Source organism: Legionella bozemanae, assembly GCF_001648595.1.
GTDB classification, from domain to species: domain Bacteria; phylum Pseudomonadota; class Gammaproteobacteria; order Legionellales; family Legionellaceae; genus Legionella; species Legionella bozemanae.
The window spans coordinates 195,640-210,879 of the sequence record NZ_LBAW01000002.1; the positions used below are offsets into that span (position 1 = coordinate 195,640).

The following is a 15,240-nucleotide window of genomic DNA, read 5'->3' on the forward strand; positions in this document are numbered from 1 at the left end:
TGAGTCATTATTCAATAAATAGTGCACTACGTCCCGCGGACAAGCCCTAAGAGAACCACGTAAAATTTGAATGTCATTTATGTTTTTTAATGAAATATACTCAACGCGATACGTAGGGGGTTAAATTTCGCGTGGATCGCTCAAGGACAAGCCGCGGGACTCAAGTTTCCCTGGGCTGCGTCAAGCTATGCTAATCATGATGTAACACAGAGCAAAAAATATTTTGCGGATCATAGAGTTCTTTTAGTTTCAGCCAATCCGTATAGCGTTCTTCGAAATGATTTTGCCAAAATTTTATATCCGACGAGTCTCCCAGATATCCAGAAAGATAACGCTTGCCACCTTGAGGTAAAAAAAGTGCATCCAGCTGTTTAATTGTTTCTAAACAACTTGGAATTAATGCTTTGGGCAAACCTGGATTCAGGATCATGAAAGCAAAAATATCTTTATCTTTAGGAAGTTGTAAAAAACCAACAGGAGTATGAGACGCGATCCGGGCAAGATGTACTACTGTAGCATAGTGTAAAGGCAAAGTAGCTAATAATTCTTCCAGATTATTTAATTGTGAAGCGGGTATAAAGCATTCATACCATGGATGTTGCAATTCCCATTGCCCCGTCATTTTCATTGCATCAAAACGCGAATCATGACGATGTAAATAAGAGTGGATTGATTCATCCTGGGTATGCAGTAAACGCCAGGGCTTTAATCCCAAATCGTGAAAATCAGGCGGCAGATTATCATACTCTAGAGCTATATGAAGGGAATAAAACCATTGCGCAAAAGGCAAACGTCCTTTTTTCGATAATTTCGCGCCTTGCAGTGCTGGTGTGCAAAATGATTCCACATAATCTGCCTTTGTTTGGCATAAAAGCAAATCATGAAGCCATGCGTCTTTATCCAAATAGAGCAAAAAGAAGGTCCTGACATTTTTTAAACAAGGTCTTAAGGCAATGCAGGCTTTAGTAATCAAGCCAAAACGCCCTTGTCCACCCAAACACGCGTGCATTAAAGAAGAGTGCTCTTCTGTCTTAACCAATTCTCCATCAGCCTTTAATACTTCCAAGGCTTTGATATGGGCAATCACACTTCCGTATTTGAATGATGAGGCCCCCATCCCTCCTGCAGAAAGTACGCCACCCACTGATAAATTACAATTATGGGGTACTACATAGGGAACGAGGGACTGTTTTAACGAATTATCCAATAAAGAAGCCCAGGTAGTATTTGCTTCTACCCAAATGGAGTCTGAATCAGCTTCCAGTGGATGATCAAAGTGTTTCATGTTGAGGATTACCCCACCAGGAACGGCAAGCGATTGGCCGCTTTGGCTCATTCCATTGCCGCGAAGTGTTATAGGTAAGTGGTTTTCATGTGCATAGTGTATGAATGATTGTGCATTCTCAGTAGTCTCAGGTTCAAAAACGGCTACTGGAGCAGAGTGAATCAATTTGCCAAAATCTTCGTGAAAAAAAACAAGCGAATGCTCATCACTGAGCATCGCTTGTCCAAACTTTTTCTTACACTGCTTTATGTGAGATAAGTTCCACTGGTTCTTTGTTTGCAGCATCTTGTTGATTCCTTTGTTTTGCCAATTCAAGTCTTCGATTACAAGCAATAATCAAGCCATCGAACATTTTGTTAAACGCATCATAGCAACGGTCAACCAATTTTAATGCTTCACGTCGAGTATGGACTGGTATTTGTCTTGAAAACAAAGAGCGTTCCATTTCTTCTTCAAACAAGGCATGAGCCATTTCTACTTCCAAATGTGATGTGGAGAAATATTTGAGGTTTTTATCTTCCCCAGTTTTTTTCACTTGTTTTGAAACTTTTTCAAAGAAAACGTGTCCGGATGATTCAATAGTTAGGAGGAGAACAATATTTAGAATTTCATCATTTGCTTTATACACTTCAGCTAAAATGGCATAAGCAGCATCACGAGTTAATTGGGTTTCTTTGCTGTAGAGCCAACTTACATCATTCGTATCATTTACTGAATCGATATTCACTGCCCCCATATATTTTTTATCATGTAGAAACCATTTTTCATGGCCTGCGTCTTCGAGTCTGTGATGACGGGCAACTTTTCTTAAGTAGGGATCAGTCACTCGTTCTTCATTTATTCTTAAAATATCTTGGAAGGTCATAGCCCAAAAAGTGAGTTCAGGAACAAAGTAGCTCAATTCTTTTAAACTTTTCAATTGTTCAAGTATTTCAAAAAAAGGATGATTCATGAATTCTTGTTGTTTGGAATCAATATAATCTTGTATGATTTTCATAGCCATCTCCATGAGAATTTGTTGGACACTTTCAACAATGCATAGTGCATACCAACTTTTTTCTCTTTTTTCCTCGCAAAAACTATGAAAAAAGGATATTTTTGCTTTTTTTCATAAAAAAAGAGCACGAACTGCCAATAAAAATGAACGCAAAATAATCACTGTGTCAAATTTTTGACAAAGCAATCCCTTGAATTTTTTACTGATTTTAAAATTCAAATCAATTTTGCCAATTTTTTGTCATATTGTTTAAGTTCTTTCTCTACTTTAGTCCAATCTATCTCTTCAATTCGCTCCACTTGGTCAGATATTTTATTTAAAAATTTCGCTTGTAACTCCCCGTGCGCTTGTGCTTCAGCATAAGGAGTATTAGTAAACATGACTAAAACATGCTTTGAAACATAGTCTTCTGGATATCGATGCATTAATTCGAGTTCTAGTTGTTTTTTTAAGTTGAATCGTGTGTCTCTAATGTCGATTTGAATTTCATGGAAGTTATCCATAGACATTTGTGCCACGGCATCAGTATTTATTTTTCTTGATTGATAGAAGGCAGGCATTACCTTTTTCCAATCATCATGATATTTATCTAAAAGCTCATTTAAAATACGGCAATCTTCAAACGCACTATTCATCCCTTGGCCAAAAAAGGGTACAACGCCATGTGCTGCATCTCCGATTAACAAGCATTGATCCTGGTAATACCATGGGTCACATTTTATAGTACTCATATTACCTGTAGGATGTTGTGTAAACTCTTCAATTAAATTGGGCATTTCAGCATATGCATCTGGGAATGCTTCTTGAAAAAAAGTTTTGATTTTCAACTCATTATCCAATTCTGCAAAACTGTTTTTTCCATCATAGGGCAAAAATAAGGAGCCGGTAATTGATTGATTAAGGTTGGGATTGCCTAACAATAAAAAGGCATCCCTTGGCCAGAGGTGTAGATGTTCATGAATCAGATGATTTTGAGCAGGCTCGCCAATAGAGAGTTCTTTATATCCATAAGGTAAGTAAGTACGTGATGCATGCACTAAGTGCTTGGCATGAAGTTGTTCACGAACTGCTGAGCCCGCCCCATCAGCACCAATTAGAAGTTCATAGTTTCGTTTTAAAATGGTGCCATCGGGTAGTTTAAACAGGACACTTTTTTTATCGACATCCAAATCAATGAGTTTCGTATTAAAATTGAGTTTAACTTTAGGATATTTTTCCGCTTCATTAAGTAATAACTTATTAAGATCATTACGTTGAATTGCATTAATGTGTTCGTTTGGATGTCGGCCAAAAGATTGAAATTTAATCTGCCCCTGCATTTCATGAATTGCGCGAGCACGCATGGGAACCATGAGTTTTTTTACTTGCGGCATGATGCCTACGCCTGCCATGCCGGTAATACCGCGACATGACAAAGCCAGGTTAATTGAACGCCCATCCTCTGCATGCATGGTTCTTAGATCAGGCCGTGCATCAAATAATTCAAGTTTATATCCTCTTTTTGCCAAATAGAGGGCGAGTAAACTCCCAGCCAAACCCGAACCAACAATGGTTACCTCTTTCATTCCAGTCTCCTTAGAACGATCGTAGCCTGCATGAAGGTATGGTTTAATCCGAGTTTGAGTTATAAAACGCTCGAGACAAACTATATTGCCTTCACTTCAGGTAACAATTACTACGACTACTGAGCTCTATTTAATCAATCAATTTAAAACATAAAAATACTCTAAATACATCGCACATAATTTTTTATAGCAAAAATCATACCGACTAAAAGAATTCGAAAAAATGGTAGGAAAAGTTAACCTAGAAAATCCGGCAGATTCAGTATCTTGAGTTTGCCAGTCATTTCAACTGTTTTTTCTAGGTTTAAGTATGACGAATAATAAAATCTTTTAATTCTTCTGCTTTTTGAGGCATTGCAAAATAATAGCCCTGGGCATAATCACAGCCATGCTGCATAATAAACTCGCGTTGTAATTCTGTTTCTACTCCTTCAGCTAATACTTCCAAATTTAAGCTATGAGCTAAATTGATAATTGCTTTTGTGATCGCAGCATCATTTTCCCGATTGACTAATTCACTGATAAAAGAACGATCAATTTTTAATTTATCAACAGGAAATTGCTTGAGGTAAGATAAACTGGAATAGCCAGTACCAAAATCATCAATCACTAATTTTGTACCCATGTCTTTTAACTCATACATTGTTTCAACAGCATGTTTTACATTATCAATAAGTAGGCTTTCTGTAAGTTCCAACTCCAAGAATTTGGCAGGTAAGCCTGTTTCAAGAAGAGTTTTTTCAACTATTTCGGGTAAATGAGCCTGACGGAATTGGCGGCCAGAGATATTTACAGCGATAGTGAGTTGGTCATAACCTTGATGATGCCAGCGTACCAGTTGGCGGCATGCTTCTTGCAAAACCCACGTGCCAATATCAAGAATTAAGCCATTCTCCTCAGCCATACCTATAAAATCATTGGGAGGAACATCTCCTAAAATATGGCTGTGCCAACGCAACAATGCCTCGAAGCCAATAATTTTATTGGTAGTTAAATTTATAAATGGTTGATATACCAGATGAAATTCATTTCTCTTTAGCGAATCACGTAATGCATTGTCAAGTTGCATGCGATTAATGACGCGCATGTTCATTTCTTTATCATAAGTGCGATAGGTATTGCGGCCATTATCTTTGGCATGATACATCGACAAGTCAGCACTTTTCATTAAAGATTCATAATCGTCGCCATCTTTGGGGAAGTAGCTGATTCCTATACTGCCTGTGATTTTTAAATTATGTTGATCAATCTGAAAGGGTTTGGCTAGAGAAGTAAGTATTTCTTCTGCTTTTTGTTGTGCTTGCATCTCGGTGGCAACATCCTGTAACAAAACAACAAACTCATCGCCACCTAAGCGACAAACGGTATCAAAATCATCAGTGGCAAGAAGCAAACGGTTGGAGACTGCCTGCAGCAGCCTATCTCCAATGCTATGTCCCAAAGTATCGTTTGTCATTTTGAAATGATCCAGATCAAGGAATAAAAAACCTAACATGGCTCCTTTCTTCTTGGCTTGTAAAATTGCTTGATCTACACGGTCGATTAATAAAACGCGATTGGGCAATTCTGTGAGTGAGTCATGAGTTGCTTGTTGAATTAACTGCTGCTCCATCTCACGCCGCTGAGTGACATCATTAAGAATACAGACATAATGTCTCACGTTATCAAATGAATCTCTGACCGGAGCAACACTTAATTCGCCCCAAAAAACTTCGCCGCTGCGTCGGTAACTTTCTAGCTCTACCGTTTCTTCACGGAATTCTTTAATTGCCAGATTTATCCGTTTTTGGTTCACATTTTCCAGCTTGCTTCCATGCAAAAGTGCCAGATTTTGTCCTAATATTTGCCTTTCACTATATCCTGTAATGCGTTCAAACGCTTTATTAACATAAATAATAGGCAAATCGGGTTTGGAAATATCAAGAATCGCAACACCATGAGTGCTTGCTTCAATGGCGCGCTCTCTAATACGAAGTTCATCTTCTTCCATCAATTTCTGGGTTATATCCCTGAAACTGTATACCCTTCCAACAATTTCGGAGCCTATTCGCTGTGGCTGGGTGAATCGCTCAAAAATTCGTCCGTCTTTAAAATGCAAAACAGGTAATTCTCCTTGCCACTCTGGATTTTCATAAAGATATTTCACGTCAGCAATTACTGCTTCAGGATTGCTTAGTTGCTGTAAAATATATTCAAAACCAATGCTTTCGGTACCTGATTCCAGCATATGAGAAGGAATACGCCACATTTCCACAAATTTTTGATTCCAATCAACTACTTGCCCCTTTCCGTTTACCATCATGATACCATCTGCGGTTGACTCAAGCGTAGCACGTAACAGGGATAAGGATTTTTCCAACTCTATATTTTTTTCAAGAATATCATGGGTTTTTACGTTAATATTTTCTGAAAGGGGCGCTTTAATAGAACGCTGGAATTCGGGTTGGGTGTGATACCATTTTTCAAGAAGGAGAGACAAGTTAGGGGTGGGGGTAATTATTCCTAACTCTTCACATACATTTGTAAGCGATGGTTCGCGGCCTTGCTTTTTAACATGTTCGGCGGCCTGTGCTACTTTCTGGTAATCTATTTTACGTCTCGCCATGTTCCCTCACCCATTCCCCTCTAGACTTGTAAATGAATCTCTGTTGTTCTAAGTCAGGTTAATTTAAATTATATACCTTTAATGCATTTTTTGCTTAAACAGAGCTGATACAGAAATTGCCTTCCTGTTCAACCGGAAACTTTCGTCAGAAAATTTAAAGTCTGTTTTACGATTCAGAGAGAGCGAGAAGAGATAAAATTCGTTTAACGCATAGACGATTCCCGCTTTCGCGGGAATAATATGTGACCTGATTTATTTTGGTTTTCCTGGAGCAGCCGGAACGGGTACTTGTTGCATCCCTTGTTTACTTGCTAATTGCTGAACTTGTGAGTTTACAGTTTGTATTTGGGTCTGTAATTGGCTTTGTACTGTTTTTATCTGATTTTGCAGTTGAGTATTTACTGATTGTATTTGTTGTTGCAGATCAGATTGTACTTTCTGAATTTGCGCCTGGAGTTGGGTGTTCATTTGTTGTGTTTGCTCTTGTTGTTGTGACTGTAATTGTTTTAGCTGGCTTTGTATTTGTGAATTAAATTGTGATATATCATCAGCCAAAGCAATATTGGCCAGAAAGACAGTACAAAAAAGTGATCTTGCTAAAATTTTCATTACCATTCCCTTACGTAAAAAATAAACCGGACCTAATACTTTAACCTAATAATCTATAAATTGACTAGATTCTGTTTTCATTTCTACTCTCATGGTCCAAAGACCTGAGGTGGTCGTCTACTGAGGTTGAAGGCGGGAAAGACTTGGAGCATCTGACACATTGTGCACTTGACCTTGCCTATGAATCATTCTATTACGATGACTATAAGGTATATAAGGTACTAGCGCTGCTGGCTCATTATGATCAGATTATCGACAAAGTGGAAAATCATAACGAATTGACGAGATGAAGTATAGAAAAGAATGGAGAGTCTATTGATGTCGTTATGGGCTAAGTATTTAACGTTTAAAGCCTAAGTAACAAAGGATTATCCCAAGAATCAACTCAAACCCCGCTGCGCTGTATGCAATATTTGCATTTTGCATAAAAACAAGAGTCGCTCTGTCAATATAATGTGGATAAAAAATCATGCTTGTCCCTTTCAGGAGTATAATCCAGCCAATAATGGTAATTAAGAGCCGCCAGCTCCACTGCCAAACATTATGGCTTACAACCATAAGTAATCCAATAATAAGAGTCCAAAAGCCGGTGACAAGCACTAATGGGGCATCCTTAAGTAACTCTTGAACATAAATTGTAAATTGCTGCAAGTTGGCAAACATAGCTAAGCTGACAATGATCAAATAAATCCCAAGAACTTTGCTTAAAAATTTCGATATGTCCATTTGAGCTCCCTCACTTTTTACACTACTTATAACTCAAGTGTAGTCGCGGATTAGAAGAAGTTCCTGCAGCAACGCCCAGGAACAAAATCTGATGATTCCCGGAGCTACGCTACATTTAACCCTTTATTATTTAGGGAGACGGCTGCTTGCAGCTGTCTCTTGATCACATCATCACATCTCTGCCTACACCCCGCGACTTGTTCGCGGGGCCCAGTGTTTTAGGGCAGAACGCCCGGATCCCGCGGACAAGCCGCGGGACGTCGGAATAGTGCCTGGACTGGTTTTCCAGCGATGTGTATAAGATTCAGCTGATTGCAGCCAGGAATTATATTATTTTTAATACGCCAAAATTTCCTGTCTGTTTTGCTCTTCCTCGGCTATTTTCATCACATTTCGTGGATTCGGGGGCGGGAATAAGCTTTGACTTTGTGCATAAGTACGTGCTGAAAAATACTCTTCAGTCACTGTTTTCGCGCTTTCTACAAGTAATTGAAATTTTTCTGTGAGGATTTTAATCAATTCATCGAAGTTATAATGGCTTAATTCGACAAACGTAAGCCGATTTTCTAGAGCTTTAGATAAAGGCTGCCTCCCGTGAAATGTAGTTGGGTTCTGGGTGCCAATAATACAAAAACCTGGTTTTTGGGGAGGATTTCCTTCAAGGTCATACCCTGAAAGCAAGGCATTAAGCAGTTGCTCATGAACCTGGGTATTAAACTCTTCAATGCAAACGACTTGACCCTTATGAAATGCATCTAAGAGCTTTGCTTGTACTTCTTTAGGATTGATGGGAGAAATGGTCATGAACTCAATTCCCTTGGCTTTAAGTAGTGCTTGCACCAATTGACTTTTGCCTAAACCCGGTTCTGCTTCGAGAATGATCCCATTGATGCCAAGCTCCTGATCCCATTCACCTTTTATTTTCTTTTCGCGGATACGCATCAGCATTTCGATGCTCAATGCTATTTTTTTGCGTGAGTCAGTCCAAATGAATTTTTTATCGGTAGTTTTGGGCTGGAATTGTTGCAAGACCTCTTTGAGCTCTTTTTGCTCTTCTTTCCAAGTAGTTCCTTTTTTTATATCGTAGCGAATGTGCTGGCTTAGCTTTTTATCCAGACTTATGGTTTTGATTTCACTTAAAATAGCATAGCGCATTAGGAAATCATCAGTCATCAACTTGGTTTGCGAACTTTCTTTTAAGATAAAGAAGCGCAAACACATCATTTGCGCGTTACGAGGAGTAATATTGAGCCCTGCATCTTGTGCTTTGACATAGTAGGTTTCAATAAGTTTCAATAAACTCGTTGCATCATCACAGTGTACAAGCAGAGGGCTTAATATTTTATCCAGCCGTTGCCCTTCGAAAGGAAAGTAATTGGGGAAGCGTTTAAATAAATCGGGTTCGAAGCGTCCTTCGTAATGAGTAGGGTTTCCAGCAAAGATGATTTTATGATTTTTGAGGGGGTAGCATGTTCCTTCATACCAAAATTCTTTCTCGCCTCGCGCAAGTGCTTCAAATAATGCATAATGTTCCAGACTTATATTGGCTTCATCAAGAAATAATACAGGTTGACTCTCACCTTTATGCGCCAGCCAATTTTTTACTCCAGCCAGTTCATGATATAGGGTGATCGGTTTATGATGTTCCTTTCCATATTTAGGCAGGATTTTCTGGACAAAATAGCTCTTTCCAGCACCTGTTTTACTGGTAAGAAATACAAATGAATGTTTGTCCAGGTAGTCCATCACCATTTCAGGAGTTGTGGGTTCTGCAATGTCGGGAAGAATTCCTGCGCGCCATTCCAGGCGCTGAGTTAAATTATCCAGCCATTGGATATGAAGTGTTGGGTCATGGGGTAAATCAATGAAATGGCTATGGCATGGTGTTAGCTTGAGCTTTTGATAAGTTTTTTTTAATTGTTCTGCCAAATCAGAACTTAATCGAGCAAAGTCTTCCTCAGGTCTATATACATGGAGTGTTTTATGGACGGCTTTAAAAGGAGCCGCATTGTCACTGATTAACGTGATATTTTTGGCTACAACCGCTTCCCCATTGACCCAAAGAGTGGGCGGATCAATAAAGAGCGTTTGTAATTGTTGGGCAAAAGTTGTTGAAAATTGCCCTTTAAGAATGACGGGGTTCCCTTTTTTTATAGCCTTTAATAATTCAGTTTCTTCACCTTGAAACTGTCTATTTTTTAACGATACGTGGAAGAATAAACTATTAAAATTGGTTTTCGGATCAATATTGATGGTGATGGCATCTGCTGGTTTATAATGTTCTTCGGCATCATCTAAATCATTGGAAATAATAAGTCGATTACTTTCTCCTAATGTTTCGATGGGAATGACCAATTGTTTCAATGGTTCTGGTACAAATACGTTAGGAGTCGTCTTAATTGTTGGCGCGCATTGAGCTTTTTTCGCGTCCCTTAAAAGGCTGTACCATTGAATTTCCGTCAAATTATCCGTCACCAGCAATTCGATTGCAGGGGCTGCAGCAAAAAATCCGGGAAGGGGCTTCAGCGTGCCGTTTTCGCTAATTTTGTATTGATTGGAAAATAAAGGGAAGGTCGTTTGATTGACAATTCGTTTTTTCCCGGGAGTTACCTTAGGCGTTATCACCTCTGGATAAGTACTTAAATCAGGTTGGGTAAATTCCAGACGAAAATCTTTGGGCAAATCATGCCATTCACCATTAAAGAAAAAGCGTTTTTTTGCCATTAGTTCAGTGATTAAGAAACGAAATTTAGGATCGTCAAACGGAGCATTATGCAAAATTAACGTTGAGGTTTTGTTTTGAGATGCTTTTAAGAGGGCGCCGGGAAGAATATCTAAAGCGCCTTCATCAAAAGTATGCCTGCCTAAAAAAATGGATTCCCAATTTAAAGCAGAGGGAAAAAGAACATCATCATCGCCTATAGGTTGATTTGGTTTAATCTCCGGTAATCCCAGAGGAGGGATATCGGGTGCTTGGCTTATAGCGTCAAAACGTGAGTAAAAATCATCACCCATTTTAAATGCAGAGCGTTCATCCATTCCCACAACAATATGTACGTTAGGTGGGATAGGTAGACCTCCGAGATTACGGTCTTCAGTATCAATAACGCTGTTTAAGCTGACATGGCGTGCCTTGGGATCGGACCAGTTAATAAACCAAGTGAATGATTCATTAGGATTTAAAGCAGCGTTTTTTAAAAATTGACTTATAGGACTATCTACATAGTGGTCTTTATTCCGCACAACGTGTAAGTTGCGGAGAATCAGCGAATCTAAATCACATGAGAAAAAAGTGTTGTTGCATGCCGAAGATGCTTGGTGTAAGGCCTCTATCCCCTGGTTGTCTTTAAAAATAAGCCATTGCCTTGTGGGGGAGTCTTGGGAAGTAAGTTTTTTTACAAGTTCATCGGCATTTGATGCTTGAATAGGGAAGTTATTCCAGGTTTGAAAACGGTTACCTGGCTTTAAGGGAGGGATTGTTTTTTTTGTACTTGCTGCTGACGCTTCATTTGTTTTTTTATCCTGTTCTTTTTTTAGAGGTGGCATAGGCAAGTCAACAATATGTGCTATACCGCCACCTAAATCCACAGTAAAATGCGTGTCTTTGTGTTGTACTACTATAAATTGGTGGACGTCGTTATCGATTAGCTTGGCGTTGATTTGTAATGTGTTTGCTAAAGCGATAAAGAGTTGAGCCCGGTGTCTGCAAACTCCTGCCCTTTGTTTAATTAAAGCATTTAAGATATCAACGGAGTTGCCTTTTATATCCGCTGCAGCGGATTCTTTTTCAAAACGACAATATTCGGCCAGAGCTTGGATGCGTTGCTCCTCATCAAGGTTCAATAGTTTTTGATATTCCTCGCAATTCACTAATTCTTCTGATAGAGCAAAAGATAATTTGGATATCCACTCCAGGTGTTCTTGAGGTGCCTTTTTTTTAAGGGTGAAATCGAAGTTACTTCCTGGCTCAAGAATGTAATTCACAAGACAAGATTCAACTTTTTTCTTAAACTTGATGAAATAATAACCTGAATACGTACACCTTTTTATTTCAAAATCTGGGTGCTCTGCTGCGTAGTTGATCAGCTTATCGTGCGTGCTTAAAGCGGGTAATTGGAGCCATTCACCCACTTGAGGTTTTTCAAAAGTTATTTGACCATAAACCAGTTTTTTGGATGTTTCCGGATGGTTAAATTGTTCTTCTATCTGTTGTGGAGCGCGTTTTAAGAGTTCAGAGACAGGCTCCAAATCGTCATATATGGGGCTGTAACGACTAAAGTTCCTACTTAATGATAGCCAAGAAAATGTATTCAGGTGATAACTGGAAACGGGAGGATTTGAACCGTCTTTCGCTTTGAAAATTGTTCGTGCGGGTAACGTTGGAATGGTATCCGAATGGCCTATCTTTCCATCTAAAGATAGAGAACCATCAGTGTATCTAACAGATTCTTTGGAGTAACTGTCTAATAACTTGATTTCAATCTGGGGGTAGCTGTGTTTGAACCATTGTGTTGCAAGTAACTCGCTTCGCTCCTTTGGAGCGGGGAATGATATTGATTTTAAATTAGGAGCTATTTTAATTAATTGATTTAATTCTGCAAAAGATAATGTATTTGTATAACATCTAATGTGATTTAGAGATGGAAGGGAACCAGGTTGCAGACTATTAAGAAAATCAGAAAAATTGTCAGGAGTGTTTATAGTTATGTCATTTAAATGAGGTGCTGCGGCTATAAGATTGAGTAGTTGTTGGGAAGTAAGGTCCGTTCCTAGTGCATACAAGGTTTTTAAATTGGGAAGGGAGTTCGGTGCACAATTGATAGTGCCTTGTTTGATAAAGAAATAGGATAAGCTAAGTTCAGTTAAATTGGGGGCTGATTTGAGGAGACTATGAAACTGCTCTGAGGTCATTATCACATTCTGGATAATAATTTTTTTTAGTGCTTTCAATTTATGCTCGAGTTGAAAGAGGAAATCAGGAGATTGTGTCAAATCAAACCTATAAATTTCTAAAGTTTCGAGATTAGGGGCAGCATTAACGAGCTTATATAGTTCATCGAAAGTCAAGCTGGCATTGATACAAAGCTTTTTTAAGTGGACAAGAGGGGAGTTAATTTCAAGAAAGTGGTTCCTTTCTCGCAAAAGACTGCGTAGTGTCAGTTCACTTAAATTAGGCGTTGCATTAATTAAAGCCCCTATATGGTTAATTGATGTCCTTATTTGGTGTAGAGAAATCGTTTTTAAATTAGCGGTCTTTTTAGGTTGAAGTTTGAGTTGTGCTTCACCCCAAATTTCTCCTCCAGTAAGATGAAGCGACATCAAATTCGGTGAATTGTTTAGTAATGTTGTGAAACGTTGTACCGAAAACACTACATCTCCTTCCGTCTCTAAATGTCTTAATGAAGTAGTTAATAGTGGTTCTTCGTTGTTTTCGTCCTCATTTTTATCTAAGGACTCCACCTCACAATTTCTTAGGGCAAGAGAAAGCAGCCCTTCTCGTTTATTGAGAAAAGGAAATAGAGATACTCTGCTGTTTGCTAAAGAAATATGAGTAAGTTTTTTTAATATGTCAGGACGATGTTGCACTAAATAAGAGAAATAAAGTTTATCGTATTCTGGTGTTGTTTGAGCAGAAAGAGGGGTAGTTTGCAAGAATTGAGGCGTCGGCTTTTTTTCTTCTTTGGCTTTAGAAAGTGCTATATTCAAATTTGTATATTTTTCCTGCCAATCCCTATCCATATTGGGGTGGGGATCAAATGACCATTCAACGGCACTGCTCAATCCTCGATGGAGCATTTCAGAATAATCCAGTTCACTGAACAGCTCCTGCGGCTCCAGGGTAATGCAATTGATAAAATTAAAAAACGCATCAGGGGAACTTAAAATTTTTGTACAAAGATCAGCGAATGCAAACGAGTCCAAAAAAACAACCCGATCGGGGATGAGATTTAATTTTTTTAATTCAGCGGCTTCTTGTGCTGGTTCCAGTTCACTATATGGACCAGGGGGGGAAATATATGGTTCTGCAACTTCTATTTTTCTTAAGCCTTCTTTAGTAGGAACGTATACAGAAAAATTAGCACCAATTAATTTTTTAATAACCTGTTGTTTCAGATAAAAATTCTCTGCCGTTTTATCCAGGTCGCATTTAAGAATAATGGTTTTTTTTTCAAGTTGAGAAGAACCTATAGCTATAGTATCCCAGCATTCTGGGTTATCAACCAGCACTTTATCAAGATTTAGAACCCCGCCATTGGGTTCAACAGAAGACTCAATCGTTGGTAATTGAGTCTTTTCATACAATAAGCCTAGGCTGTCGAGGATTTCCGTTTGGGTTTTCATTTAATTCCTGAGGTGATTTTCTGTGTCTTTCGTATTTTTAATTAATAAGGTGGGTAATTATATATCTTTAAGTGAATTTTGTGGACATTTGTTTTGCCACAGAAAGATTTGTGCGCAACATTCCAGGTAGACTTTTATATTTATCAAAGGCGTATTGTCAAATATTTATCAATTATTTTTCGTGAAAGACTAATGGGCTTGGGTAATTGAGGCAGTTTTTTTATTGAGAACCATTGGGCATCTTCAATTTCAGTCGCATCGATTTGAATTTCGCCGCTGTCGTATTCCGCAATAAATCCTAACATTAAATTACTTTGGAATGGCCAGGGTTGGGACGCAAAATAGTGTAAGTTTTTTATGTTCAAACTTACTTCTTCTTTTACTTCGCGCATCACTGTTTGCTCCAGCATTTCTCCTGGTTCTACAAAACCTGCCAAAAGACTATAGACTCCAGGTAAAAAATGAGGAGAACGTGCCAGCAAGATCTCATCATCTCGCCAGATTAACACCAACATAGCAGGCGAAATTTGCGGAAAAATTAATGAATTACAGCCCGGACATACTTTGGCTCGCTCTTTAGTACTGTATTGAGTTTGATGACCACAATACCCACAAAAGCGGCTACTTCTATCCCAATGCAATAGTTGTTTTGCCTTGGAAACAAGCAAAAACAAATCTTCATCTCGCAAAAGTTCATGGGCCTGACGAATATGCTGAAAAGCCATATTGGGAGGCAATGTACATGGTTGAGTGCTGATCTGCCCCGCAAAACACGGCGTATTGCCGTATGTTCCTAAATAAAGTTGGTGCTTGATAGACAGATTGAGGATGCTGATATTGAGCAACTGAGGTATGGTATGGTCCTGTAAAAGAATGTCTTCGCCGTAGAAAATAAACCAGAATGGAGGTTCAGCAAATGCTATGGGAGGATGAATTTGTGAAATAAATGGTTTTGACATGACGAAAATCCATAAGTGCTACACATTAAGTGTATCTAATGGTTTTATAAGTGGTCAAATTCCATAATTTTATTATGTGTTCACCCTCTCCTATGATGCGCATGGCCGTCAAGCTAAGGAGAAAGCGGATGTTGTCCATTCCTGCGAAGGCA

The 15,240-nt window shown here is 38.7% G+C and carries 8 protein-coding genes; all 8 read right to left on the reverse strand.

Features of this window, described 5'->3' with window-relative positions; all coding sequences use genetic code 11:
* Nucleotides 1-190: 190 nt before the first annotated feature.
* Nucleotides 191-1,570: an FAD-binding protein gene (locus tag A8O27_RS02995; RefSeq protein WP_058457834.1), complete on the reverse strand. Its 1,380-nt coding sequence runs from the start codon at nucleotides 1,568-1,570 to the stop codon at nucleotides 191-193.
* Nucleotides 1,521-2,282 carry a hypothetical protein gene (locus A8O27_RS03000; protein WP_058457835.1) on the reverse strand — a complete coding sequence of 254 codons (762 nt, stop codon included), beginning with the start codon at nucleotides 2,280-2,282 and terminating at the stop codon, nucleotides 1,521-1,523. The genes A8O27_RS02995 and A8O27_RS03000 overlap by 50 nt, the downstream gene beginning before the upstream one ends.
* Nucleotides 2,283-2,497: 215 nt before the next feature.
* Nucleotides 2,498-3,847, reverse strand: a complete 1,350-nt coding sequence (locus A8O27_RS03005; RefSeq protein ID WP_058457836.1) for an FAD-dependent oxidoreductase — start codon at nucleotides 3,845-3,847, stop codon at nucleotides 2,498-2,500.
* Nucleotides 3,848-4,151: 304 nt separating this feature from the next.
* On the reverse strand, nucleotides 4,152-6,452 hold the full coding sequence (locus A8O27_RS03010; protein ID WP_058457837.1) for a sensor domain-containing protein: 2,301 nt from the start codon (nucleotides 6,450-6,452) through the stop codon (nucleotides 4,152-4,154).
* Between the two features lie 252 nt (nucleotides 6,453-6,704).
* Nucleotides 6,705-7,061, reverse strand: coding sequence for a hypothetical protein (locus A8O27_RS03015; RefSeq protein ID WP_058457838.1), 357 nt, complete (start codon nucleotides 7,059-7,061; stop codon nucleotides 6,705-6,707).
* A 339-nt stretch (nucleotides 7,062-7,400) separates the two neighbouring features.
* Nucleotides 7,401-7,787 (reverse strand): hypothetical protein, encoded by a 387-nt coding sequence (locus A8O27_RS03020; RefSeq protein WP_058457839.1) that lies wholly within the window; start codon nucleotides 7,785-7,787, stop codon nucleotides 7,401-7,403.
* A 336-nt stretch (nucleotides 7,788-8,123) separates the two neighbouring features.
* Entirely contained in the window at nucleotides 8,124-14,129 is a 6,006-nt protein-coding gene (locus A8O27_RS03025; RefSeq protein ID WP_058457840.1) for a hypothetical protein, read from the reverse strand.
* A 143-nt stretch (nucleotides 14,130-14,272) separates the two neighbouring features.
* Complete coding sequence (nudC, locus tag A8O27_RS03030) at nucleotides 14,273-15,088, reverse strand: NAD(+) diphosphatase (RefSeq protein WP_058457841.1); 816 nt, start codon at nucleotides 15,086-15,088, stop codon at nucleotides 14,273-14,275.
* Between the last annotated feature and the right edge of the window lie 152 nt (nucleotides 15,089-15,240).

What these genes read in the sequence shown, in the direction of transcription:
- A8O27_RS02995 (WP_058457834.1), bottom strand. Translation starts at nt 1,570, where the DNA reads ATGCTGCAAACAAAGAACCAGTGGAACTTATCTCACATAAAGCAGTGT.
- A8O27_RS03000 (WP_058457835.1), bottom strand. Translation starts at nt 2,282, where the DNA reads ATGAAAATCATACAAGATTATATTGATTCCAAACAACAAGAATTCATG.
- A8O27_RS03005 (WP_058457836.1), bottom strand. Translation starts at nt 3,847, where the DNA reads ATGAAAGAGGTAACCATTGTTGGTTCGGGTTTGGCTGGGAGTTTACTC.
- A8O27_RS03010 (WP_058457837.1), bottom strand. Translation starts at nt 6,452, where the DNA reads ATGGCGAGACGTAAAATAGATTACCAGAAAGTAGCACAGGCCGCCGAA.
- A8O27_RS03015 (WP_058457838.1), bottom strand. Translation starts at nt 7,061, where the DNA reads ATGAAAATTTTAGCAAGATCACTTTTTTGTACTGTCTTTCTGGCCAAT.
- A8O27_RS03020 (WP_058457839.1), bottom strand. Translation starts at nt 7,787, where the DNA reads ATGGACATATCGAAATTTTTAAGCAAAGTTCTTGGGATTTATTTGATC.
- A8O27_RS03025 (WP_058457840.1), bottom strand. Translation starts at nt 14,129, where the DNA reads ATGAAAACCCAAACGGAAATCCTCGACAGCCTAGGCTTATTGTATGAA.
- nudC (WP_058457841.1), bottom strand. Translation starts at nt 15,088, where the DNA reads ATGTCAAAACCATTTATTTCACAAATTCATCCTCCCATAGCATTTGCT.